22 protein-coding genes are annotated in these 24923 nt (G+C 65.1%); 13 read left to right on the plus strand and 9 right to left on the minus strand.

Annotated features, from left to right (window positions below):
- Positions 1–90 precede the first annotated feature (90 nt).
- Entirely contained in the window at positions 91–945 is an 855-nt protein-coding gene (locus tag N2605_RS36015; RefSeq protein WP_260345407.1) for an NAD(P)H-dependent oxidoreductase, read from the plus strand.
- 9 nt (positions 946–954) lie between these two features.
- Here N2605_RS36015 and N2605_RS36020 read toward each other — a convergent pair whose 3' ends face one another.
- Complete coding sequence (locus N2605_RS36020; RefSeq protein ID WP_260345408.1) at positions 955–2163, minus strand: EAL domain-containing response regulator; 1209 nt, start codon at positions 2161–2163, stop codon at positions 955–957.
- Positions 2164–2658: 495 nt separating this feature from the next.
- Positions 2659–3822, minus strand: coding sequence for a hypothetical protein (locus tag N2605_RS36025; protein WP_260345410.1), 1164 nt, complete (start codon positions 3820–3822; stop codon positions 2659–2661).
- 336 nt (positions 3823–4158) lie between these two features.
- On the opposite strand from N2605_RS36025, the gene N2605_RS36030 reads away from it, so the two are divergent.
- Positions 4159–4788 (plus strand): response regulator transcription factor, encoded by a 630-nt coding sequence (locus N2605_RS36030; protein ID WP_225184297.1) that lies wholly within the window; start codon positions 4159–4161, stop codon positions 4786–4788.
- A gap of 69 nt (positions 4789–4857) precedes the next feature.
- Here N2605_RS36030 and N2605_RS36035 read toward each other — a convergent pair whose 3' ends face one another.
- From N2605_RS36035 to N2605_RS36050, 4 genes are all read right to left on the minus strand, one after another.
- A complete protein-coding gene (locus N2605_RS36035) occupies positions 4858–5106 on the minus strand; it encodes a hypothetical protein (RefSeq protein ID WP_225184296.1) in 249 nt (82 codons plus the stop codon).
- A 151-nt stretch (positions 5107–5257) separates the two neighbouring features.
- Positions 5258–5632, minus strand: a complete 375-nt coding sequence (locus N2605_RS36040; RefSeq protein ID WP_057026528.1) for an Hpt domain-containing protein — start codon at positions 5630–5632, stop codon at positions 5258–5260.
- 153 nt (positions 5633–5785) lie between these two features.
- Positions 5786–6484 (minus strand): Crp/Fnr family transcriptional regulator, encoded by a 699-nt coding sequence (locus N2605_RS36045; RefSeq protein ID WP_192893380.1) that lies wholly within the window; start codon positions 6482–6484, stop codon positions 5786–5788.
- A gap of 186 nt (positions 6485–6670) precedes the next feature.
- Entirely contained in the window at positions 6671–7381 is a 711-nt protein-coding gene (locus N2605_RS36050) for a Crp/Fnr family transcriptional regulator (RefSeq protein WP_260345414.1), read from the minus strand.
- A gap of 335 nt (positions 7382–7716) precedes the next feature.
- Here N2605_RS36050 and N2605_RS36055 point away from each other — a divergent pair, with 335 nt between their 5' ends.
- The 7 genes from N2605_RS36055 to N2605_RS36085 all read left to right on the plus strand — a co-directional run bounded on the left by N2605_RS36055 (position 7717) and on the right by N2605_RS36085 (position 14227).
- Positions 7717–8199: a response regulator gene (locus tag N2605_RS36055; protein WP_425248830.1), complete on the plus strand. Its 483-nt coding sequence runs from the start codon at positions 7717–7719 to the stop codon at positions 8197–8199.
- 403 nt (positions 8200–8602) lie between these two features.
- Positions 8603–11398, plus strand: a complete 2796-nt coding sequence (locus tag N2605_RS36060; RefSeq protein ID WP_225174750.1) for a hybrid sensor histidine kinase/response regulator — start codon at positions 8603–8605, stop codon at positions 11396–11398.
- Positions 11399–11430: 32 nt separating this feature from the next.
- Positions 11431–11904 (plus strand): chemotaxis protein CheW, encoded by a 474-nt coding sequence (locus N2605_RS36065; RefSeq protein WP_225137425.1) that lies wholly within the window; start codon positions 11431–11433, stop codon positions 11902–11904.
- 31 nt (positions 11905–11935) lie between these two features.
- A complete protein-coding gene (locus N2605_RS36070; protein WP_036015905.1) occupies positions 11936–12322 on the plus strand; it encodes a response regulator in 387 nt (128 codons plus the stop codon).
- A gap of 61 nt (positions 12323–12383) precedes the next feature.
- Positions 12384–13262: a CheR family methyltransferase gene (locus tag N2605_RS36075; protein WP_036015907.1), complete on the plus strand. Its 879-nt coding sequence runs from the start codon at positions 12384–12386 to the stop codon at positions 13260–13262.
- A 2-nt stretch (positions 13263–13264) separates the two neighbouring features.
- Entirely contained in the window at positions 13265–13582 is a 318-nt protein-coding gene (locus N2605_RS36080; RefSeq protein WP_036015908.1) for a hypothetical protein, read from the plus strand.
- A 141-nt stretch (positions 13583–13723) separates the two neighbouring features.
- On the plus strand, positions 13724–14227 hold the full coding sequence (locus tag N2605_RS36085; protein WP_036015910.1) for a response regulator: 504 nt from the start codon (positions 13724–13726) through the stop codon (positions 14225–14227).
- Between the two features lie 21 nt (positions 14228–14248).
- On the opposite strand, the gene N2605_RS36090 is transcribed toward N2605_RS36085, so the two are convergent.
- A complete protein-coding gene (locus N2605_RS36090) occupies positions 14249–14551 on the minus strand; it encodes a hypothetical protein (RefSeq protein ID WP_036015912.1) in 303 nt (100 codons plus the stop codon).
- A 149-nt stretch (positions 14552–14700) separates the two neighbouring features.
- Here N2605_RS36090 and N2605_RS36095 point away from each other — a divergent pair, with 149 nt between their 5' ends.
- Positions 14701–15336: a response regulator transcription factor gene (locus N2605_RS36095; RefSeq protein ID WP_026202588.1), complete on the plus strand. Its 636-nt coding sequence runs from the start codon at positions 14701–14703 to the stop codon at positions 15334–15336.
- A gap of 174 nt (positions 15337–15510) precedes the next feature.
- Here the strand turns inward: N2605_RS36095 and N2605_RS36100 are convergent, their stop codons facing one another.
- Both N2605_RS36100 and N2605_RS36105 read right to left on the minus strand, forming a co-directional pair.
- On the minus strand, positions 15511–19026 hold the full coding sequence (locus N2605_RS36100) for a PAS domain S-box protein (RefSeq protein WP_425248831.1): 3516 nt from the start codon (positions 19024–19026) through the stop codon (positions 15511–15513).
- Between the two features lie 64 nt (positions 19027–19090).
- Complete coding sequence (locus N2605_RS36105) at positions 19091–19510, minus strand: response regulator (protein ID WP_036015915.1); 420 nt, start codon at positions 19508–19510, stop codon at positions 19091–19093.
- A gap of 384 nt (positions 19511–19894) precedes the next feature.
- On the opposite strand from N2605_RS36105, the gene N2605_RS36110 reads away from it, so the two are divergent.
- From N2605_RS36110 to N2605_RS36120, 3 genes are all read left to right on the plus strand, one after another.
- Positions 19895–22075 carry a HAMP domain-containing methyl-accepting chemotaxis protein gene (locus N2605_RS36110; RefSeq protein ID WP_260345433.1) on the plus strand — a complete coding sequence of 727 codons (2181 nt, stop codon included), beginning with the start codon at positions 19895–19897 and terminating at the stop codon, positions 22073–22075.
- Positions 22076–22336: 261 nt separating this feature from the next.
- A complete protein-coding gene (gene araD / locus N2605_RS36115) occupies positions 22337–24070 on the plus strand; it encodes an L-arabinonate dehydratase (RefSeq protein WP_260345435.1) in 1734 nt (577 codons plus the stop codon).
- A gap of 123 nt (positions 24071–24193) precedes the next feature.
- Positions 24194–24913 carry a ribonuclease activity regulator RraA gene (locus N2605_RS36120; protein WP_260345437.1) on the plus strand — a complete coding sequence of 240 codons (720 nt, stop codon included), beginning with the start codon at positions 24194–24196 and terminating at the stop codon, positions 24911–24913.
- The last annotated feature ends 10 nt before the right edge of the window (positions 24914–24923 follow it).

The raw sequence follows: 24923 nt of genomic DNA on the forward strand, positions 1-24923 counted from the left end.
GCACAATCTTATCCATCGGCTACGTCTACCGGATCGCGGGCCACCGCGCTATCTGCCGAGCCACAATCCTCAATCCAACGGTGCCCGAACATGAAAGTGTTGATCGTCTATGCCCATCCTGAACAGCGCTCGCTCAACGGCTCGCTCCGGGATGTCGCCGTCAGAGAGCTCGAGGCGCAGGGGCACGAGGTGCGGGTCTCTGACCTCTATGCCGAAGGCTGGAAGTCCGAGGTCGACCGCGGCGACTTTCCGTCGCTGCCGGTCGATGCGCGTCTCTCAGTCGCCGCGGCATCCAAGCAGGCGTTCGAGGCGGGCACGCTGACCGCCGACGTCAAGGGCGAGATCGAGAAGCTGCTGTGGGCGGATGCTCTGATTCTGCAGTTTCCGCTCTGGTGGTTCAGCATGCCTGCGATCCTCAAGGGCTGGGTCGACCGCGTGTTCGCCTACGGCTTCGGCTATGGTGTCGGCGAGCACAGCGACAAGCGCTGGGGCGACCGTTACGGCGAAGGGACCTTGGCGGGCAAACGCGCGATGCTGATGGTGACGGCCGGCGGCTGGCAGGACCATTATTCCGCCCGCGGGGTCAACGGGCCGATCGAGGACCTGCTGTTTCCGATCAATCACGGCATTCTCTATTATCCCGGCTATGATGTCCTGCGGCCGTTCGTGGCCTATCAGGCCGACAGGTTCGATGAAGCCGCTTTCGGCGCGACGGCCGAACGCCTGCGCGAGCGGATGAGAACGCTCGCGACGACTTTGCCGATTCCCTATCGGCGCCAGAATGGCGGCGATTACATCATTCCGAGCATGCAGCTCCGCGCCGGGCTCGAGTCTCCCGGAGCGCGCGGTTTCGCGCTCCACCTCGATTCCGCTCACGAAGGCGGCGCGCCGAACAAGCCAGGAGCGATGCGGTCAACGGCAGATCTCCGCGAGGAAACGGCGTAGCGAACGCGGTCATCCCATCACGGTGCGCGTCAGCGCGGCCTTCGCGAACTTCTTCAGCGGCATCGGCTTGCCGAACAGAAAGCCCTGAACGACATCGAAGCCGATCTCGCTCGCCGCGATGAGGTCGGCGCGGCTCTCGACCCCTTGCGCCACAGCGCGCGCGCCAAAGGTCTGCGCCAGCTCGACGATGTGACGGCACACCGTGCGCTTCAGCCGATCGCCACCGCTGCCGGTGACGAACTGCCGATCGGCCTTCAGCTTGACGAAGGGAATCTTGTCCAGCTCCATCAGCGACGGCCAGTTGGCGCCGAGATTGTCGATCGACAGGCCGATATTGTGCAGGCCGACCTCGCGCGCGACCTCGGCGAGGAAATCGAGCTCGCGGATCGCCTCCTCGCTGTCGATCTCGACCGTCAGTCCGCCGAAGGCCGGATGCGTCGGCACGCGGCGGCAGAGATCGCGCACCGCCTGCGGCTCCCTGAGATAGGAGGCGGGAAGATTGATCGACAGGTCGACCGGACTTTGTTGCTCCAGAAGATAGTGCCAGTCCTGCATGGCGCGATCGATCACGAACTCCGACAGCTCGCGAAAATGCGGATCGTGCGGCTCCGGGATGAAATAGGCCGGCGGCACCACGCCCCAGGTCGGATGCCGCATCCGCACCAAGGCCTCGGCGCCGTTGCGGACCAGCGTGCGCGCGTCAATCTTGGGCTGGTACCAGAGCTCGAGCCAGCCGGCATGCAAGGCCTCGCCGACATGCACGGCCGGGCTCGGCGCCGGCTCCTCCGGCAGCAGCATCGCAACGCGCTCGCGCAGCGTCTCCGCGGCGAAAGGCGTTGTCAGCGGCGGCAGCATCGCAAGGCCATATTCGTCGCCGACCTGCCGCACGGCTTTGACGATGATCGAATCGCGGGCGCCGACGGCGAGAACCTTGCCGGCAAATGCCTCACGCACCAGGACTTCGAGGAATCGTCCCGGCTCGATGCCGTCGGCGGCGACGCCGAGCAGGATCAGGTCCGGCAATTCGCTCGCGAGCACCGTCTTCAGCTCGTCGGCGCTGGCACATTCGCAGGTGACGAAGCCGAGATCCTCGAGGATCTCGCTGAGGAACGCGCGCAAGTGACGCTTGCTGTCGGCCACGCAGGCGCGCGGCGTCACCTTTCGCCGTCCGAAGGTCACAGGCCTTCGTCCGACGAGTTCAATCATCCCATCGTTCATCGTACACCACTCCCGTTCCGTGACGGTTTCTTAAACGCGGAGCGTGGGTTCAAATAAGGAGAGCTTCACATCGTTCTTGAATTATCTGAGTAACGTTAAGCCCTGCAATTCGAGCTAATTTGTCGACGAAATCTTTGGGTACACGCGCGCGGTTGTCCCGAGGCGGCGATGAAGCCGGCGCAACGTGAAATCGGCGGCGGCTTTCACGCTTGCGTCTTCCCGCGATGCGCGCACCGCCGCCTTTCGCTCGCGACAGTTCTGCGACAACGGGTCCGCGTCGGCGGCCAAGAATGTGAAGCACATCACACGCGCATTGCCGCACTCGCGCTAAAGCTCCCCCGAGCCGGTGGAGGGCTGTCGAGGATTACAGCTATGTCGATGCGGCGAATGATCTATTGGTGGTTCAGGTTCGTGCTGTCAGGGCGATTCATGGATCGCTTCCTGTGCCTGCCGCGCTAGCCGCGCGGCACACGGTTTTTCGCGGCCGAACCGGGTCTAGGTTTGCCCGATCAATTTGCGGAACGCCGCCGCACCGTCCTGCATCGCGTCGCGTCCCTTCCAGGCCAGATAGGACAGCTTGCCGCCGAGCGTGTCGTGGCTGCGCAGCCGCCGCGAGCCGAGAATGTGGCCGACATTGGCAGGAAAGCGGCTCACCTCGGCGGAGACCAGCGCCGCGATCGCGTCCATCAATTGCTGGAGGCGGACGCCCCATTCGCATTGCTCGATGCCGTCGATCCGGACCTTGAGCGCATATTCGGTGTCGTAGATTTCGGCGAGCAGGTCGCGAGCGATCAGCACCCGGTTGTGCCGGAGCGCGACGCGAAGCGCGAGACGCTTGTCGTCGAGCCGGTCGAGAACCATGGGAACGACGCAGGCATAGGGCGTGGCGGCGACGTCTGCGGCGGCCTTGCTCGCAGCGGCTCGGGTCGCAAGCCGCACCAATTGCCAGGACGTCCTCAGGCGTCGCGCCACCAGTGCCAGCGCGAAGGGCAGCGCCTGGGGATGGGCCTTCTTGAAGGCGTCGAGCTGCGCGGTGATCTGAGCGACCTGGCCGTCGTCGAACTTCGCGATCTTCTCGGGCAGCTTCTCGTTGAACTTCGGCAGTGCATCGCCGGCGCGCAACACGTGCAGCATCTTCACGACGTCGTCGAAGGCGGTGCGCGAGGCCGTATATTGCCCGAGCTTGGCGCGCGCGGATTCGGCGCTCTCGGGCGAGGCGAGGGTGCTCTCGAGGACCTTGACGACCTTGATCTGGAAGGTCGAGGCGATCTTCTGGACTTCCTTCGGGTTGTTGGCCGCGACCTGGTCGCCGATCGCCTTGATGTAGTCGCGCGCCATGGTCGGCAGCAGGTCGCGGCAGATCCATTCCCAGATCGGGGTGAGGGTATTGCGCGAGATCCGCCCCATGTTGGCATGCTCGGGCGCGCCATCGATCAGCAGCAGCTCGAGCGGCGCGAAGAAATAGCGCGACGGGCTGGTGGCGCGCGCCTGGGTCGATCCGTCCTTGCGGAATTCGGCGCGCAAGCGGGCCTGGATGTCGGCCGAACCCGGCATGTCGATGCCGCACAGCTCGAGCCGTTCGAGCTCGCTGAGCAGACAGCTGCGCGACAGCGGCGTCAACCTCTGCAGAAATTCCGATAGCCGGTCGATCTCGTCCATGGCACGCAATCTTTCGCAGCGTGGCCCGCGGGCTTGCGGGCCCAATGCGTGGAGGCATTTGCGCGCTCTCAACCTCCCTAGAGAAGCAAGTCGCCGTTAATTAATCCGTAAAATCCGGGGGGTGGATGTCGGAGCAAGGCGTTCGCCGAGGAGCTTTTCCCGTTCCCAGCCCAGGATTTCGGCAGAAAACTCAACCGCTGCATGGTCGCGTGCGGCACCGCGCAAGCACAAATTGTGCCGAAGTCGTCATTTCAGCGTAAAACCGTCTAAATCACCGTAGTCATACGGGGCAAAAAGTTAATCACAGACCCGCCCCGGTTCCGCTAAACGAGTGACATGGGGTCACAGAATGATACGGCCACCGATTCGCGGCCGTCGGCATGGCACGAGAGCAGCGCTGCTTCAGCTGAAGAGCTCGATTTCGCCCGCCTGAGCGCCTTGCGTGCCAAGGCGGCCGACGAAATGGCGGCTGCCATCGCCCGCGAGCTCAATGGCCCCCTGACCGCGCTGCTGCTCTACATGGGCGAGATCAAGCACCACAGCGATCAGCTCGTCCCCGCGACCGGCGATCGCGCCTATTTGCAGCGGGTGGTGGAGAACGCGCTGGCCCAGACCGAGCGCGTTTGCGGCCTGGTCAAGCAGCTCGCCGGCCCGCCCAAGAGCGGCTCCAAGGGCGGCTTGCCGAGCCCGTCCGAAGAAGCGGAATCGAAGGCCGTCCGCGTGCTGCAACCGCCGCGGCCGCCGAGCGCCAATCTGATCGGCCCGTCGGGCCAGAAGCGGCTGACCAGGCGCGAGCGCGAGGTGCTGAGGCTGATCAGCGAAGGCTACTCGAACAAGCAGGGTGCGCTTCGCATGCAGATCAGTCCGCGCACTTTCGAGAGCCATCGCGCCGAGGCGATGCGCAAGCTCGGTGCGCGCAACACCGCGGACCTCGTCCGTGCGGCGCTGCTGCATTCGATCGACTGAGGCCGGGCCCGTCGCCCGCCGTCGGGCGAGACCCGACGCCTATCTCGAAAGTTGGGAAATCCGTGGCGCTCAGAAATAGTCTTCGGCGAAGGGACGTGCGCGCGAGGTGGGACGCAACGGCTTGATCTCTTCCTTCGGCGCGCTCGGAATGATCGTGATGGTCCAGCGGGGGGGCATGCTCGATTCCTGCTCCAGCACCGAGCGCACGAAACCGGTCACGGTCGAGCCGCCGGCCTTCACCGTCGCCATCCGGCCGTTGAACTGTGCGATCCGGAAGCGACGAACCTCCTTCTGGTCTGCGGTCTCGTAGGTGAACATGGAAAACCCTCCTGGTTTTCCGGGACTATCGCCAGCTATGATTAGCCATCTGTGAAAATCGCAAACCGTAGAAGTACGGCGGGAATGCACGCGCGAGTAGTCCGGAGCGTTTTCACGCGAAGCAGCGCGACGAGCGCGCATCCCAAGCCAGCTAGCCTTGCGGCTCCTGCGCATGCGCGGCGGCGTAGGCCGCATCCATCAGGTCCAGCAGCGCGCGGAATTCGGTCTCGCCGAGGCTTTCCGCGGTTTTCTCCAGCCGGAGCGCCAGCGCTGCCAGCCTGAGATAGCCGAACGTTCCGGCCGCGCTCTTCAAAGAATGTGCTTCGCGCGCGATCCTGGCGTGGTGCTGCGCAGGCGAGAGCGTTCGGAACGATTGCAGGCGCGCGCAGGTCTCGCTCCAGAACACGTCGCGCACTTCGCCGGCACCGTCCTCGCCGATCTCGCGCACCAGCGCTTCGTACGCGCGCGGCTCGCGCGCGGGTTCGGCATCGATCGCGTTCGCAAGCCCGACGGTGACGTCAAACATGTCTTGCCTGCCCTGATCCCGGTTCGTGTCGCGCGGCACGCCGCCGCGCGAGGCATGTCGCGTGTGTACGCCCTTCGAATTTCAGTTCTGGTAGCAGGATGGCTGGTGTTTGCAGGCCGGCATTAGCCCGCGGTTTACCAAGGACCGCGGCGTTCAGGGCGGGCCGAGCAGCCGGTCGTACTGGGCCTTCACGGCGGCGTAGCATTCGCACGCCGTCTGGCGCAGCCCGTCCAGGTTGGTGATCTGGATGTGTCCGCGGCTGTAGTGGATGAAATTGGCCTGCTGCAGGGAGTTGGCGACCAGCGACACGCTGTTGCGCCGGGCCCCGATCATCTGAGCCATGGTCTCCTGTGTCAGCAGCAGACGCGACTCGCCCGACATGTCATGCGTGTGCAGCAGGCAGCGCGACAGCCGCGACTCCACCGGATGAGCGGCGTTGCAGCCCGCGGTTTGCTGCACCTGGGCGTAGACCGCCAGCCCGTGACGCGCAAGCTGCGTACGCAGGGCGCTGCTCTGATCGGCGGCCATGCGCAGGCGGTCCAGATCCACCACCGAGGCGGCGCCGGGAACCAGCACGATGGCGGTGTTCAACGCACACGCATCACCCTCGATGGCGAGCGTTCCGAGCAGGCTACCACGGCCGATCATGGCGACCTGCACATGCTCGCCTTTGGCCAGTTCAACCACCAGCGAGATGACGCCGCGGTGAGGAAAATAGGCGCGCATGAGCGTCTCGCCGGTCTCGACCAGCACCGCCCCGTGGGGCAGATCCACAGTTCGCAGGTGCGGGCGGATCAACTCATAATCGTCTGCCGACAGTGCGGACAGGAAACCGTTGGACGGACGCGCCATGCTTTCCAAAGCTGCCTCCTCCGTACCCTTGCACCTGGGAATCGCACGCCTGCACTCACGCGGTGCGCGGGTAAGTTCCATCATCCTCGCGGCGGGATATATTGGCAATTGAGACAAGTTGTCCGGCCCTGGCGATGCACCGACGCTGCGTGCACGTCGGAACACAGAGATCGCATCGTGCTCCCGTCACGCCACGACTCCCATCAGGCGCAGGTGATGGGTCTTCACCGCCGAATAGCAGCCGCAGGACGTCGCCAGCAGCGCCTTGGGATCGATGATCTCGATCTGGCCGCGGCTGTAGCGAATGATGCCGGCGCGCTGCAGCGCATGCGCGACCAGCGAGATCGCGTTGCGGCGGGCGCCGATCATCTGCGCCAGCGCCTCTTGGGTCAGCGGCAGGATTTGGTCGTCGGACAGGTCGTGGGCGCGGAGCAGCCAACGCGTGAGCCGAGCCTCGACCGGATGCAGCGTATTGCAGAGCAGCGATTGCTGCACATGCGCGAGCATGACTTGCTCGTGGCGGACCATCAGCTTGCGGAGGCGAGCGCTTGCGGTCGCGACCGCGCGGAAAACTCCGATTTCGATCACGGAAGCAGCTCCTGGGAACAGCACAACCGCGTCCATCGGCGAGATGCCGTCGGCAAGGGCCGCACCGGCCCCCACGACGCTGTCGCGGCCCAGCATCGCAATTTCGATCGTCTGTCCTTCGGACAGGCTCACCCTGATCGAAACGCATCCACCATGCGGGAGGTAGACATGTCTCGGTGCAGTGCCGATCTCGCCCACGACAGATTTGCTGACCATTTCAACCGGCGCGAGGTGCGGACGCAGCAGATCGAAATCCGCGGCATCGAGCAGTTGCAGCAGCTGGTTGGGCGGGCGGCCGCTCACGGTCATGCAGGTTAATCCGGCGGGTTCGATGGACGTTGGGCGCGGCGGCCTTCGTCACTCAGTTGCACGGCGCGCAAATACTAATCTAAAGGTTGTGGTGTCGTCCATATACCCGTTAGAGGGCAGACAGCCTGTCTCATTTGCGGCGGAATTAAGTAGCGCACGCTGATTCGTTGACGAGGCGGCCGTCCTGCAACGATTGCGCAGGGAAAAAGCGGCAAGGGGGCCTCAGGAGCCGGAAGGCATTGCAATCGCGCTGGCCATCGGGCCGGCTCGCGTCGCCTCGACCGCGTCCGCAAAAATGTTAGTTTCATCTCTCATCGAAAGCAAAGGAGAAAGGCGTGCCCCACGGTTCGATTGTTGAATCGCCGGAACGGGAAGCTCAATCCGGGCGAGACGATCTGCGCCATATTCTCGTCGTCGACGATGACCCGATGGTGTGCATGGCCATCGAGGTTTACCTCCAGCGCAACAATTTTCGGGTGACGATCGCCGAGGGTGGTGAAGCCGGACTGCGCGCCCTCGAGCACAAGCAATTCGATCTGATGATCATCGACATCTTCATGCCGCACATGCGCGGGTTCGAATCGATCCGGATTTTCCACGAGCGGGCTCCGGTCATTCCGCTGATCGCGATGTCCGGCTACGCCTTCGCGAATTTGGACTCGCCCGCGCCGGACTTCCTGCGGATGGCGCTGGAGCTCGGCGCCGCGCGCTGTCTGCGCAAGCCGTTCACGCCGCACGCGCTGCTCGCCGCCATCGACGATTGTCTGGCAGAGCCTCGCCCCCGCTCCGACATTGCCACGGCCGTGCAGCTCGGTTAGCGCGACACGAGCCGCTTTCCCCGCGGGGTAACGCTTCGTTTACCTCGAGCGTGGACCGCCTAGATCCGGCAACGCCCAAGCACTCGCGCGACGAGGGCGCGGCCGGCTTGCCTCGACCGCCTCTATCGTTCTTCACGAGCAGGACTTTCTCGCACGCCGCGTCGCGCGATAGTGGCTCGTTTACCGCGCGGCTCCCGCCGTCGCGGCGCGGGGATGGTTTTGCCGAAAAGCGCTGCAACACGCGGCAGAACCGCAAACTTCTCTTCAAAATCCGTAGTAGCACGGAGGATGAAATTAACGGGACTGTGAAAGGGGATGTCTAACGATCCAAAATAGGGCGTCCGTCCGTGCCAAGGGTGGCTCGGACGTCGCGTTTGCGGCCCGGGTCAGTAAGGCGTAGCTCATGGATGATCTGTTGCGGGAGTTTCTGACGGAGACCAGCGAGAGCCTGGACACCGTGGACAATCAGCTGGTGAAGTTCGAGCAGGAGCCGAACAACGCCAAGATCCTGGATAACATCTTCCGCCTGGTCCACACCATCAAGGGCACCTGCGGCTTCCTCGGCCTGCCGCGGCTGGAAGCGCTGGCGCATGCCGGCGAGACCCTGATGGGCAAATTCCGTGACGGCATGCCTGTGACCGCCGAGGCGGTGACGGTGATCCTGTCCTCGATCGACCGCATCAAGGAGATTTTGGCTGGCTTGGAGGCGACCGAGGCCGAGCCTGAGGGGAACGACCGCGATCTCATCGACAAGCTGGAAGCAATGGTCGAGCAGGGCATGGCGGCCATGTCAGGCTCGGCGGAGCCGATGCCGACAGCCGGCACTGCTGCTCCCGTTGCCGATGCGCCGCCGCTGGTGCCGGAAGCGCCCGCCGCTGCAGCCGCCCCCGCCAAGGAGATGACCATGGGCACGCTGGTCGATCAGACCCTGGAGCGTCCGCTGCGTCCGGGCGAGGTCTCGCTCGACGAGCTCGAGCGCGCCTTCCGCGAGACCGCGATCGAAGCGCCGGTGCCCGCGCCCGTGGCCAAGGCTGAGGTTAAGGCCGAGCCGGCTGCTGAAGCCGCAAAGCCCGCCAAGGAAAAGGCCGCGCCGAAGAAGTCGATGGCCGACGAGATGGCGGGCGAGGGCGACCGCATCGCCAACCAGTCGATCCGCGTCAACGTGGATACGCTGGAGCACCTGATGACCATGGTCTCCGAGCTGGTCCTGACCCGCAACCAGCTCTTGGAGATCTCCCGCCGCAACGAGGACACCGAGTTCAAGGTGCCGCTGCAGCGCCTCTCCAACGTCACCGCCGAGCTGCAGGAAGGCGTCATGAAGACGCGCATGCAGCCGATCGGCAATGCCTGGCAGAAGCTGCCCCGCATCGTCCGCGACCTCTCATCCGAACTCGGCAAGCAGATCGAGCTCGAGATGCACGGCGCCGACACCGAGCTCGACCGCCAGGTGCTCGATCTGATCAAGGACCCGCTCACCCACATGGTGCGCAACTCCGCCGATCATGGCCTGGAGACCCCCGCCGAGCGCCTCGCCAGCGGCAAGGGCGAGCAGGGCACCATTCGCCTGTCCGCCTATCACGAGGGCGGCCACATCATCATCTGCATCGCCGACAACGGCCGCGGCCTCAACACCGAGAAGATCAAGGCCAAGGCGCTCTCGTCCGGTCTCGTCACCGAGGCCGAGCTCGAGAAGATGAGCGAAGCCCAGATCCACAAGTTCATCTTCGCGCCGGGCTTCTCCACTGCCGCTGCCATCACCTCGGTCTCGGGCCGCGGCGTCGGCATGGACGTGGTCCGCACCAATATCGACCAGATCGGCGGCACCATCGACATCAAGAGCGTGGCCGGCGAAGGAAGCTCCGTCACCATCAAGATCCCGCTGACGCTCGCCATCGTCTCGGCGCTGATCGTCGAAGCCGCCGGCGACCGCTTTGCGATCCCGCAGCTCTCGGTGGTGGAATTGGTCCGCGCCCGCGCCAACTCCGAGCACCGCATCGAGCGCATCAAGGACACCGCGGTGCTCAGGTTGCGCAACAAGCTGCTGCCGCTGATCCATCTGAAGAAGCTCCTGAAGATCGACGACGGCGCGGCCAGCGATCCCGAGAACGGCTTCATCGTGGTGACGCAAGTCGGCAGCCAGACCTTTGGCATCGTCGTCGATGGCGTGTTCCACACCGAAGAAATCGTGGTCAAGCCGATGTCGACAAAACTGCGTCACATCGACATGTTCTCCGGCAACACCATTCTGGGTGATGGCGCGGTCATCATGATCATCGATCCCAACGGCATCGCCAAGGCGCTCGGCGCCGCCGGCTCCTCGGCCCATGGCATGGGTGACGAAGCGGCCGGCCATCACATCGGAAGTGGCGAGCAGACCACCTCGCTGCTGGTGTTCCGCGCCGGCTCGTCGCAGCCTAAGGCGGTTCCGCTCGGCCTCGTCACGCGCCTGGAAGAGCTGCCGGCCGACAAGATCGAGTTCTCGAACGGCCGCTACATGGTGCAGTACCGCGAGCAGCTGATGCCGCTGGTGGCCATGGAAGGCGTCACCATTGCTTCCCAGGGCGCCCAGCCGATCCTGGTGTTCGCCGACGACGGCCGCTCCATGGGCCTCGTCGTCGACGAGATCATCGACATCGTCGAGGAACGCCTCAACATCGAGGTCGGCGGCTCCTCCTCCGGCGTTCTCGGCTCGGCCGTGATCAAGGGCCAGGCCACCGAGGTGATCGACGTCGGCCACTTCCTGCCGATGGCGTTCGCCGACTGGTTCACCCGCAAGGAGATGAAGCCGTCGCTGCATTCGCAGTCGGTGCTGCTGGTCGACGACTCGGCCTTCTTCCGCAACATGCTGGCGCCGGTGCTGAAGGCCGCCGGCTACCGCGTCCGCACCGCGCCGACCGCGCAGGAGGGCCTCGCGGCACTGCGCGCCCAAAGCTTCGACGTGATCCTGACCGACATCGAGATGCCCGACATGAACGGGTTCGAGTTCGCGGAAGTCGTCCGCTCCGACAACAACCTCGCTGCGACGCCGATCATCGGCCTGTCGGCGCTGGTGTCGCCGGCGGCGATCGAGCGCGGCCGTCAGGCCGGCTTCCACGATTACGTCGCCAAGTTCGACCGTCCCGGCCTGATCGCGGCGCTGAAGGAGCAGACCGCGGGTGCCGCCGGCGCCTCCGAGCTGAGCCGGGCGGCCGCGGCTTAAACCTTGAGCGGCATGGACCAGGAGACCCTGAAATGAGCAAGAAGACCCAGTCCAGCGAAGGCGCCATGGTCGAGTACGTCACCGCGATGATCGGTGGCCAGCTGTTCGGCCTGCCGATCTCCCGCGTCCAGGACGTGTTCATGCCCGAGCGCGTCACCCGCGTGCCGCTGGCCTCGCGTGAGATCGCAGGCGTTTTGAACCTGCGCGGCCGCATCGTCACCGTGGTCGACATGCGCTCGCGCCTCGGCCTGCCCAAGGACGAGGACGGCAAGACCGCGATGGCGGTCGGCGTCGACCTGCGCGGCGAATCCTATGGCCTCCTGATCGACCAGATCGGCGAGGTGCTGCGCCTGCCCGAGGACGGTAAGGAAGAAAACCCCGTCAACCTCGACCCCCGCATGGCCAAGCTCGCCGGCGGCGTCCACCGCCTCGACGGACAGCTCATGGTCGTCCTCGACGTCGACCGCGTCCTCGAGCTCGAAACCAAGACGCAAATGGCCGCCTGAGCCAACGAAACATCGAAGCCGGAGAACAGAAATGAAGACGTGTTTGGTGGTCGATGATTCCAGCGTGGTGCGCAAGATCGCGCGCCGGATCCTGGAAGGTCTGGAGTTCGAGGTCACCGAGGCCGAAGACGGCTCGAAGGCGCTCGAGATCTGCCAGCGGCAGCTGCCCGACGCGGTGCTGCTCGACTGGAACATGCCGGTCATGGACGGCTTCGAGTTCATGGGCCACATGCGCCGCCTGCCAGGCGGCGACCAGCCGAAAGTGGTGTTCTGCACCACTGAGAACAACGTGGCTCATATCGCTCAGGCGCTCAGCGGCGGTGCCAACGAGTACATCATGAAGCCCTTCGACAAAGACATCATCGCCGACAAGTTCGCTGAAGTTGGTTTGATCCCGGTCGGACAAGTCATGGTCTGAGTGTGTCAGGCCCAAAGCGCTTGGGCCAGAGTGTTCCAGTACAGCTTTCGAGAGGCCATCCGTGACCCCGACCGAGTATGAGTACCTGCGTAAGTTCCTGAAGGATAATTCCGGTCTCGACCTGTCCGCAGACAAGCAATATCTGATCGAAAGCCGCCTATTGCCGCTGGCTCGCAAGGCCGGGCTCTCCGGCATCGCCGAACTCGTGCAGAAGCTGCAAGGCGGCTCGCGCCAGCTGATCACCGACGTGGTCGAGGCCATGACCACCAACGAGACCTTCTTCTTCCGCGACAAGGTCCCGTTCGATCATTTCCGCGACCACATCATGCCGGAGGTCATCAAGGCGCGTGCGGCCAAGCGCAGCGTGCGCATCTGGTGTGCCGCGGGCTCGACCGGGCAGGAGCCCTATTCGCTGGCGATGTGCCTGAAGGAGATGGGCGCAGCCCTCACCGGCTGGCGCGTCGAGATCATCGCGACCGACCTGTCGCAAGAGGTGCTGGAGAAGGCCAAGGCCGGCGTCTACAGCCAGTTCGAGGTGCAGCGCGGCCTGCCGATCCAGATGCTGGTGAAATATTTCAGGCAGACCGGCGAGACCTGGCAGATCAATCCCGAATTGCGGGCGATGATCCAGCACCGCCAGCTCAACCTGCTGCACGATTTCGCCCAGCTCGGCACCTTCGACGTCATCTTCTGCCGCAACGTGCTGATCTATTTCGATCAGGATACCAAAATCAATATCTTCAACCGCCTGGCGCGCCAGATCGAGCCCGACGGCTTCCTGGTGCTCGGCGCCGCCGAGACCGTGGTTGGACTGACCGACACGTTCCGGCCGATTCCGGAGCGGCGCGGCCTCTACAAGCCGAATGATCCGCGCGCGGCCGCGGCCAAGCCGGTTCTCGCCGGTGCGGCGCCGCGCATGGCGGCGATGGCGGGACGATAATCATGGCCGAGGATGGCAAGGGCGCGGAGCGTGTGACCTTCAGCCGCGGCTATGATGTCTGCATCATGGCGATCGACGGCACCTGGCGGCGCGACTGCAAGCTCAACGCGATCTCCGACACCGACGCGGTTCTCACGGTGGAGGGCTCGATCCAGGGCTTGAACCTGAAGGAGTTCTTTCTGCTGCTGTCGTCCACGGGTCTCGCCTATCGTCGCTGCGAGCTGGTCCGTGTCAACGGCGCCGAAATGGACATCCAGTTCCTGCGCGGCAAGAACCGGAAGAAGCGCGGTGCGGCCGGTGGCCACGACGCCGCGGCCTGATCTCGCCGCCGCCGTCGCTGCGCTTTCCGGCACTTTGCTTCACATTTGCTGAACGTTTCCGAGTCAATTGCTCGCGGCAGCTTTACGCGGCTTCAGCGCGAGCCGTGTATCCATTGACGCTCTCAATCCCAGGATACGGCAATGCCCAGAAGTTCTCTTTCCCCGATCTCGTCAAACCTGCCCGACGGCGCCGAGCGGCGTGCACTTCAGCTCCTGGTGGTCGATGACGACGCCACGCAGCGCCGCCTGATCACGGTCGCGGCCAAGCAGGCGGGCCACGAGGTCACTGTGGCGCCATCGGTGGCGGACGCGATCGAGAAGCTGCGCGCCGCGCGCTTCGACTGCGTGACGCTCGATCTCGTGCTGGAGGATGGCGACGGCGTCGACGTGCTGCGCGAGATGGCGAGCGCGAAGTTTGCAGGCTCCGTGATCGTCATCAGCGGCATGGACGGCAAGCGCCGCAGTGCCGCCCGCAGCTTCGCCCGTTCGGTCGGCATCGAGCTCCAGAGCCTGCCGAAGCCGCTGGATCTCGCGGCGCTGCGCATCAGCCTCGCCAATCTCGGCAAGACCGCGATGGGCCTGCCGGCGATTCACACCTGGGGTGGTGTCGCCACCGACGCGATCGTGGAACGGCACCGCGCCTGAGCTTGCGGAGCCGCCATACGGTCAGACGCGGCTTCCGGCCGCGTTGCCGGATTCCGATAGACATTGCAGGGCGTGGCCGAGGCCCGCCCGGCAGACATTGAGGGCCGCGCTCGCGCTGGCGTAGCGGGGCGTGACGTCGTCGAGCAAAACGACATCTGCGGAACCTTCCGGATCGCTGCCGTGTTCTTGATCCATGGCTGCGGCGATCCGGCGCATGCTGGTCTCGATCTGTGCGATCAGTAAACGAAGGTCCGCCGCAATCAGCTCACGGCTCTCGACTTCGGACGTTGCGACAGGAGGCGGCGTGTCGGCCAAATTTAGCATGGATATTCTCCGTCCAATGCAATTAGGCGCCATGCCGCTACTTGTGCGTTAAGTCCATGTCCCGTACAAATACGGGTGGGCCGAATCCGCGCCGAGCGCCATAACGAATGGCGCGGACGCGAGTCCTTCATGCCAACCGGATGTGGCACATGGCCGAACAAAGCTCTCGCGGTGAAATCTTCGTGGTCGATGACGACCCTGCCGTTCGCGACACCTTGTCGATGGTGTTGAAGGCGGCGGGCTATGAAGTGATCTGTTTTGCGGACGGTGCAGCGCTGCTCTCCGTCGCGCGAAACCGCACGCCGGCTGCAATCCTGCTCGACGTGAATATTCCCGGGAAGTCGGGTCTCGACATCCTGAAGGAGCTGCACGGCGAGGATTATCCTGCGCCGATCTTCATGATCTCCGGGCAGGGCGACATCGCGATGGCGGTGGGCGCGATCAAGAGCGGCGCGCTCGACTTCATCGAGAAGCCGTTCCGCGGCAGCGAGATCGTCGGCCGTCTCGACGAGGCGATCGGTGCCTATGCACGCAGGCAGGCGGAGAACGCGTCGCCGAAATTCGGCTCGTTGCATTTCCCCGGCCGCGAGCCGCTGACGCGCAGGGAGCGCGAGGTGTTGGAGCAGTTCGCCTCCGGCGCCTCCAACAAGGAGGCTGGCCGCACGCTCGGCATCAGTCCGCGCACCATCGAGGACCACCGTGCCAACATCATGAAGAAGCTCGGCGCGCGCAATGCCGCCGACCTGATCCGCATCGTGATGACCGCGGCCCAGCGCGCGTCGTAACATGGTCTCGTGCCACGGCTCAGCAGCGCATCATGCAATGATGCGTTGCTGAGCCGGGTCCATCTCTCCTCACCGACGGTTTCGTAGCCCGGATGGAGCGCAAGCGTAATCCGGGATTTCGCGCGCGCACGATTGTTCCCGGATTGCGCTGCGCTCCATCCGGGCCACGGGCCTTCACCCGCTCAACGCCTTGCGGATGATCCGCGCCAGATCCGATTTGCGATAGGGCTTGGCCAGCAACACCACGCCGGCATCCAGCCGGCCGTGATGGATGATCGCGTTCTCCGTATAGCCTGACGTGTAGACCACCTTGAGATCCGGGCGCGTCTTCATCAGCTCGTCCGCAAGCTGCCGTCCGTTCATCTTGCCTGGCATGATGACGTCGGTGAACAGAAGGTCGAACGGCTTGCCGGCCGCGACGATCGCGAGCGCCTCCGCGGCGTTCGCGGCCTGCAACGTGACGTAACCCAGCGAATGCAACTGCGCCAGCACGTAGTCGCGCACCAGCCGGTCGTCCTCGACCACCAGGATCGTCTCGTGTCCGCCCTCGATCGTCGCCGGCGTCACGCCCTCGCCGACCGCCGTCGGCGTCTTGCCGGGCGGCAGATACATCTTGATCGTGGTGCCGTGCCCCTCCTCGCTGTAGATCTTGATGTGACCTGCGGACTGCTTGATGAAGCCGTAGACCATCGAAAGCCCGAGTCCGGTGCCCTTGCCGGGTCCCTTCGAGGTGAAGAAGGGATCGAACACCCGTGGCAGCATGTGCGCAGGGATTCCGGTGCCGGTGTCGCTCACGGCGATCAGCACGTAGTGCCCCGGCGGTACGTCGTTGGCGCTGGCATAAACCTCGTCGAGATAGGCGGCGCCAGTCTCCACGATCAGCTTGCCGCCGCCGGGCATGGCGTCGCGCGCATTGAGCGCGAGGTTGAGGATCGCGGTGGTGAGCTGGTTGGGATCGACGATGGCGACGCAATTCTCGTCCTCGAACACCGATTCGATCTGGATCTGCTCGCCGAGCGTCGGACGCAATAACTTTGCGGTGTCGACGATCAGCGAGTTGATGTCGATCTCGCGCGGCTGGAGCGGCTGCTTGCGCGCGAAGGCGAGCAGGTGCTGGGTCAGGTCGGCGCCGCGCGCGGCGGCCTCGTCGATCATCTTGGTGATTGCCGCGAGCTGCGGCTCCTTGGCGACCGCCTCCGCGAGAATCTCGATGGTCCCGGTGATGACGGTGAGAATGTTGTTGAAGTCATGCGCCACGCCGCCGGTCAGCTGGCCGACGGCCTCCATCTTCTCGGCATGGCGGATGCGCTCCTCGGCGGCGATCTTGTCGGTGAGGTCGCGGTAGAAGACGTTGAACAGCAGGCCCTCGCGCCGCTTCAGCGCGGTGACGCTCAGCTCGGCCCTGAATTCCTTGCCGTCGCGGCGGCAGCACATCAGCTCGCGGCGGCGGTTCAGCGTCCGGCCACCCTCGTCTTCGAGGAAGCGTTTCAGGCCGGCTCGGACCCGGCCACGTTCGCTCTCGGCGACAATGAGGTCGATCGTGCTCTTGCCGAGCACCTCGTCGCGGCGCCAGCCGAACAGCTGTTCCGCCTGCGAGTTCCAGTTCAGGATGCTTCCGGTCTCGTCGGTCTGGACGAAGGCGTCGAGGGAGGTCTCGACGATGTTGCGGGCGAGCCGCTCGCTCTCGAGCAGCGATTCCTGCGCGAGCCGCGCTTCCGTCATGTCGCGCCCGACGAAGAAGAAGCGCTTGGCGCGCTCGGACCAACTGCCGAGCCAGGACAGCCAGACCTCGTGCCCGTTCTTGTGGTAGCAGCGGGTGTCGGCCAGCCTGACGCGCTCGCCGTGTCGCATCGCCCGCATCTCGGCACGGGACTGCTCCAGGTGATCGGGATGGATGAAGTCGGCGCCGCTGCGGCCGATCATCTCGTCCGGCCGATAGCCGAGAATGGTCTCGCTGCTCGGGCTGATCTGCGCGACATGACCCCGCGCGTCCATGACCATGATCAGATCCTGCGACGTCTCGAAGATCTGACGCCGCTCCTCGAGTTGGTGCTGCAGCGCCCGCTCGGCGCGCCGCGCCTCGGTCAGGCTGCGCGCGCTTCCGGACGCGCCGATGATCTCGCCCGACGGTCCCTTGATCGGCGACAGGCCGAGCGAAATCTCGACCGGCGTGCCGTCCTTGCGCAGGCGGACCGTCTCGAAGCGTTCGATCGGCTCGCCCCGCGCGATCCGCCGCAGATAGTCCTTGCCCTGTTCGCGGCGGTCGGACGGGACGATGATCGAGGTGGGCTTGCCGATCGCCTCCTCCGCCGTATAGCCGTAAAGGCGTTCGGCGGCCGGATTCCAGCCGGTGATGATGGCATCGAGCGTCTGCATGACGATCGCATCGTCGGACGATTCCACCGCGGCACTGAACAGGTTCTCGCGCGCCGCGTGATGGCTCCGCGCGGCCTCGGTGAGGCGATGCTCCTCGATCTCGCGTTCGAGCGCGGCCGTTTTCGCGCGCATCTCCTCCACCATCCGCGCAAAGGCCCGGGCCAGCACGCCGGTCTCGCCGCTAGCATCGACGGGGATCTCCGCGGGACGTCCGCTGCCGATGGCCTGCACCGCCTCCGTCAGACGCCCGATCGGGCGGGTCAACGAGCGCGCCAGCAGCACCGCGAGCGCAGCCGCGGCGAGAACAGCCAGCACGCCGACGAGCAGGGACGTTTTTTGAATGGCGGCCGGCACGCGGCCGAACACGGACGGGGGAACAGTCGCGACGATGGCGACCCATTCCTTGCTCGCAAGCGATATCGGCACGAATGCCGCGCCGCTCGTCCGGCCCGCCTCGTCGGTCGTGACCCGCGTGGCCACGTCCGACGTGCCGGCCAGTTCTGACAAGAACGGAAGGTCTTTGCGCCAATCGGTCGGATGGCCCCGCGATGACCCGAACTCCCGCGTCCGGTCGGGATGGACGAGATAGTCGCCGCGCGCATTCACGACGTAGATATCTCCGCCCGAGGTTGTCGCCGCGCGGACCCGCTCGAGTGCCGGGCGCATGTCGATATTGGCCACGATGATGCCGAACGGCTTGTCGTCGGCCGTAAACAGCGGCATCGCCACGCGCAAAGTCGGCGCGTGAGGCGCCGTCGTTCCCCCCTGACGGGTCGCGAGCTCGATGGGAGACACATAGATCTCGCCGGGCCCGAGCCGTATGGTTTCCTGGAAGTAGGCGCGGCCACTCTTGCGCTCCAATTCGCTGTCCGGAGCGATCCGGGCTGCTCCGTTGGGACCCGAACGATCGACGTGGACCAGCTCGCGCTGGTCGTCGACGCCAATGATCCTGAACTGCCCGTAGATGGGCTTGGCGTCGATCTCGGCCGCGAGCCGCGCCGCGATACGCTCGCGCCAGGTCTGCTCCGAAACGCCGTCCGCCGGATCGATCCCGCCGCCGGCATGAGCGCGGATCAGGCCGTTGATTGCCGCTGCGGCGCGATAGCCGACCAGATCGCCGCGTACGCCGGCAACGTAGGATTCAAGATTGGTTGCAAGCAGGCGGGATTGGGCTTCGACCCGCTCCAGCACCCGCGGAATGACGGCCTGTGTGGTGTTGCGATAGCCCAACCATCCGACTGCGGCCACGGTGACCGCAACCAGCAGGATCATCGCGAGGGCCAGCCGCGTGGCCAGCGTCGTTGCTGCTCGCATGGGGAGTTTCGCCGGACCTGCCGCAGCGCTGCGCCATTTTTGGCTTGCAGCAGAGGCGTTCTTGTCATCGGCGGCCGGAGCGGACATCGGACCCCTCTGGCGCGTCGGCCTTCAGGCAATCTGCGACCACTGCAAGCAGTGCATCGGGCCGGAACGGCTTTTGCAGGCTGGCCACGGCGCCGAGCTTGGTCGCCATCTTCAGGAAGTCCGGCTCCGCATAGGCATCCGGCGTGATCGAACGGCCGGAGATGACGACGATAGGAACGGCTGGGGCCAGCATCCGAATGTGACGCATCGTCTCCAGTCCGTCCATACCGGGCATGAAGATGTCGAGAAACAGCAGGTCGAACCGGCTGGCCTCGAACAGCGCCAGCCCCTTGCGGCCATCCTCGGCGACCGTCACGTGATGACCAGCCCGTTCCAGCAGCAGCCGGATGGTGAACTGGACGGCCGGATCGTCATCCACGATCAGGATGTTGGCCACGCCTAAAATCCTCCGGCCGCATTGGGCGTTCCAGCGGCCCCAAATCAAAGCAACAAATGCGAAATTGTTGCGCGGATTCTGGCCGCGCTGCAAGCACCTCGCGTTTGCCGCGAATGCCTTCCTGGCGTGGCGACAGACGAGGCGCTGTGGCCGGTACGCACGCTTGCGTGCATATGCGATCCGGTCCGAACGCAATAAGTCGTTTCAAAGACAGGAGATATTCTTCTCGCCGTAGTTGTACGGAACCCGATCTTCACCGCGAATAAAAGAGGGCGAACTACTATCTCCGCGAGTTCCATCTCGGTACCTCGCGTATTTCAATTTCGGCATTCCTTTACCCGACGAAGCCGGTTGCCCCAACCGGCCATCAGTTCGAGATCTCTCATGTTCAAATCGATCGCGAACACCGGAATTCGCACCCGGCTGCTCGGCGGCTTCGCGTTGATCTGCGGCCTGCTCGCAGCGACCGTCATCTACACCGTCGCCGCCGTGTCGGACATTTCGTCGCGGATCAGGACAGTCGTGGATCAACGCGCGCCGGTCGCGATCGCGAGCACGGAGCTCGTCGGCAATCTCTATTCCACGCTTTCGACGCTGCGCGGCTATCTGCTGACTGGCGATGCGCAGGGCAAGCGCGACCGGGCCGCGGTCTGGGCCGAGCTGGATCGCACGGCCGCTGCAGTCGACCGCATGGCAGAGGGCTTTTCCAGCCCCCAGAACAAGACCAATTGGAGCGAGGCCAGAACGTTGATGGCGGAATTCCGCAAGGCCCAGGACAAGGCCGAAGCGGCCGCCTTCACGCCTTCGGCCTATCCGGCGAGCGAATTGCTGGCGAAGGAAGCCGCGCCGCTGATCTCGGCCATGTTCGCCGAGATCACCGGCATGATCGACGAGGAAGAGGCGCTGGAGGCGACGCCGCCGCGCAAGCGCCTGCTCAAGACGTTTGCCGATGTGCGTGGCAATCTTGCCGCCGCGGGATCTCAATTGCGCCTGTACGTTGCCTCGGGCGAGGCGGCCGATCGTGACAAGTTCGAAAAGCCGCTGGCGACCTTCAGGGCCGCGCTTGCGTCGGTCGGTACCCAGACCGATCTGCTCACCGCACGGCAGGCGACCGCTTATCGGGCCATCGTCAAGGCGAACGAGGCGTTCATACCGCTGCCGCAGAAGATCTTCGCCATCCGCCAGACGCCGCAATGGAATATGCCGGTCTTCATCCTGTCGACCGAGGCCGCGCCGCGCGCCGCCCGGATCCTCGACCTGCTCGACGGTCGCAAGGATACCGATGGCAAGCGCTCGGGCGGTCTCAAGAGTGATCAACAATCGAAGCTCGCCGACGACGCCCGCAGTGTGGCCGACGCAGTCGAGAGATTGCTCCTGCTCCAATGGATCCTGCTCGCCGCAGCGCTTGCGCTCGGGGCAACGATTGCGATCCTGGTTGCACGCTCCATAACCCGTCCGATCATCGAGTTGGTGGGCGATTCCGCGCGCCTGTCCGGCGGCGACACCAGCGTCGAATTCAGGACGGCCGAGCGCGGCGACGAGATCGGCGTGGTGTCGCAGGCGGTAGCCAAATTCCGCGACAATGTGATTGCCCAGCAACGGGCGGCGGCGTCCCTAGCGCGCGAGGCGGAGGCACGCGAAGCGGCCAACCGCAACATGGAGGGGGCGGTCGAGGAATTTCGCGCGACCTCGCGCGACCTGCTCGCGCTGGTCGGCGAGAATGCGGGCACCATGCGGCAGACCGCAGAGAGCCTCAGCGGCATCGCCAATCATGCGACGAGCCAGGCCGCGTCCGCAGCGACCACCTCCGAACAGACCGCGGGCAACGTCCAGACCGTCGCCGCGGCGGCCGAGCAGCTCGCGGGCTCCATCGTCGAGATCGGCCGCCAGATCGAGCTGTCAAACACGACCGTGCGCTCCGCGGGCGAGGTGACCGCGCGTTCGGAGAGTGAGATCGAAGGGCTCGCGCACGCCGCACAGAGCATCAGCTCGGTGGTCGACCTGATCCAGGCGATCGCGGCCCAGACCAACCTCCTGGCGCTCAACGCCACCATCGAGGCCGCGCGCGCCGGCGAGGCCGGTCGCGGTTTTGCCGTGGTGGCGTCCGAGGTCAAGGCGCTGGCCGAGCAGACCCGCAAAGCGACGCAGGAGATCGCGCAGCACATTGTCGCGATTCAGAACGCGACCGGCAGCGCGGTCGCCTCCGTCAAGGAGGTCGCGACCGCCATGCGCCGGATCGACGAAGTGACCGCGGCGATCGCAAGCGCCGTGGAAGAGCAGGGGGCCGCCACGCGCGAGATCTCGCAGAACGTTCAGATGGCGGCGTCGGGGACACAGACGTTGGCGACCAGCATCGGCACCGTCTCCGGCGCCATCGCGGAAACCAATCGCTCGGCCGACGAGGTGATGGGTGCCGCGAACCACGTCGCGGGGGCGGCCGAACGCCTCGCCGCCGAGGTCCAGGCCTTCTTCGTCAGGCTGCGCACCGGTCCGATGGACCGCCGCAAGAGCGGCGATGCCGATTACCACGGGCCGGAACGGCGCAGCGGCCGCAACGCGGCCTAAAAAGGGAATGGCTCCGGCTAATTCGATCGTCGCGGGAGCGGCGTAGGCCGCCTTCCGCACCCGGGTGAGGGCAGATGTAGCCGGCGCAGCCGGTCGATCTACCCGCTGCGGCTGCACGCCAGCGCCCAAAGCTCCCCTTGCCCTCCTCGGCATACCTGCAGTCTTCACAGGCCTCTTGACCGAGATCATCATCCGGCTCTTTGTCGAGCCCTGATCTTCCGCGTGATCGAGCGGAATACCATCCAGAAACGGGGCCCCATCATGAAGAAGAAGACGCCCAACCAGCTCCGCAGCGCGCGTTGGTTCGCGCCCGACGATCTGCGCTCGTTCGGCCATCGCTCCCGCGCCATGCAGATGGGTTACGCGCCGGAGGAGTGGAAGGACCGTCCGATCATTGCGATCCTCAACACCTGGTCTGACGCGCAGCCCTGTCACATGCACTTCAAGTCGCGCGTCGAGGACGTGAAGCGCGGCATCCTGATGGCGGGGGGCCTGCCGCTGGAGCTGCCGGCGCTGTCGCTCTCGGAATCGCTGCTCAAGCCCACCACCATGCTCTATCGCAACCTGCTGGCGATGGACGCCGAGGAGCTGCTCCGCAGCCATCCCGTCGACGGCGTGGTGCTGATGGGCGGCTGCGACAAGACCACGCCGGCGCTGCTCCTGGGAGCAACCTCGATGAACATTCCGGCGATCTATCTGCCGGCAGGCCCGATGCTGCGCGGCAATTGGAAGGGCAAGACGCTGGGTTCCGGCTCCGACGGCTGGAAATATTGGGACGAGCGCCGCGCCGGAAAGATCTCCGACAAGGACTGGCTCGACATCGAGGCCGGCATCGCCCGCAGCTACGGCACCTGCATGACCATGGGCACCGCCTCGACCATGACCGCCATTGCGGAAGCGATCGGCATGACGCTGCCGGGCGCTTCCTCGATCCCCGCCGCGGACGCCAACCATATCCGCATGGCCAGCGAATGCGGCCGCCGCATCGTCGAGATGGTGTGGGAGGATCTGACGCCGAAGGTGATCCAGACCCGCAAAGCGTTCGAGAATGCCATTGCGGTCGCGATGGCGATGGGCTGCTCCACCAACGCCATCATCCATCTGATCGCGCAGGCCCGCCGCGCCGGCCAGGACATCGGCCTCGACGATTTCGAGACGGCCAGCCGCAAGGTGCCCGTCATCGCCAATGTCCGCCCGAGCGGCGATGCGTACCTGATGGAGGACTTCTTCTACGCCGGCGGCCTGCCGGCGCTGATGGGCCAGATCAAGCCGCATCTGCATCTCGACTGCGTCACGGTCACAGGCAAGACGCTGGGCGAGAACATCGAGGGCGCCGAGGTCTACAATGCCGACGTGATCCGCGGTATCGACAATCCTATCTACAAGGAGGGCGCGCTCGCCGTGCTCAAGGGCAATCTCGCGCCCGACGGCTGCGTCATAAAGCCCTCCGCCTGCGCGCCGCGGTTCCTCAAGCACACCGGCCCCGCGCTGGTGTTCGACGATTATCCCTCCATGAAGAGGGCGGTCGACGATCCCGATCTCGACGTCACCGAGGATCACATCCTCATCCTGCGCAATGCGGGGCCGCAGGGCGGACCGGGCATGCCGGAATGGGGCATGCTGCCGATCCCGACCAAGCTCGTGAAGCAGGGCGTGCGCGACATGGTGCGCATCTCGGATGCACGCATGAGCGGCACCAGCTACGGCGCCTGCATCCTGCACGTCTCGCCGGAATCCTATATCGGTGGCCCGCTGGCGCTGGTGCAGAACGGCGACCGCATCACGCTCGATGTCGCTGCGCGCACCATCAATCTCGATGTGAGCGAGGCCGAGCTCGCAAAACGCCGCGCCGCCTGGAAGCAGCCCGCGCGCCGCTTCGAGCGCGGCTATGGCTGGATGTTCACCAAGCACATCAAGCAGGCCAATGACGGCTGCGACTTCGACTTCCTGGAGACCGATTTCGGCGCGCCGATCGGCGAGCCGTCCATCTACTAGCACCTGTCATTCCGGGACATCGCGAAGCGATGGGCCCGGAATCCATAACCACGATAGGGAGTATGGATTCCGGGCTCGCGCCAAGTGGCGCGCCCCGGAATGACGAACGAGAGAGAGCACGACATGACGAAACTCACCGAAGCCACCCGCAACAAACTCAAATCCGTCTCTACCGCCACCGTCGCCACCGCGCTGTTCAAGCGCGGTCTGCGCATCCAGATGATCCAGGATGTCCGTCCCTTGAGCCCGGATCAGCCGGCCATGGTCGGCGAGGCCTTCACGCTGCGCTACATGCCGGCGCGCGAGGATCTCAACACCATCGACGTGTTCAGGGACCGCTCCCATCCGCAGCGCAAGGCGGTCGAGGATTGCCCGCCGGGCGCGGTGCTGGTGATGGACAGCCGCAAGGATGCGCGCGCGGCTTCGGCCGGCGCGATCCTGGTGACGCGGCTGATGAAGCGCGGCGTCGCCGGCGTCGTCACCGACGGCGGCTTTCGCGACTCCGCCGAGATCGCAAGGCTCGGTTTTCCCGCCTTCCACCACCGTCCCTCGGCGCCGACCAATCTGACGCTGCATCAGGCGATCGAGATCAACGTGCCCATCGGCTGCGGCGATGCGCCGGTGTTTCCCGGCGACGTCATCCTTGGCGACGCCGACGGCGTCATCGTGATCCCCGCGCATTTGGCAGACGAGATCGCCAACGAAACCTTCGAGATGACCGCGTTCGAAGATTTCGTCACCGAGGAAGTCGGCAAGGGCCGCGGCATCTTCGGTCTCTATCCCGCCACCGATCCGCGGACGCTCACCGATTTCGCGGAATGGCGCAAGAAGAACGGGAGGTAGCGCTCTCGTA

The organism is Bradyrhizobium yuanmingense (assembly GCF_025200905.1).
GTDB lineage: Bacteria > Pseudomonadota > Alphaproteobacteria > Rhizobiales > Xanthobacteraceae > Bradyrhizobium > Bradyrhizobium yuanmingense.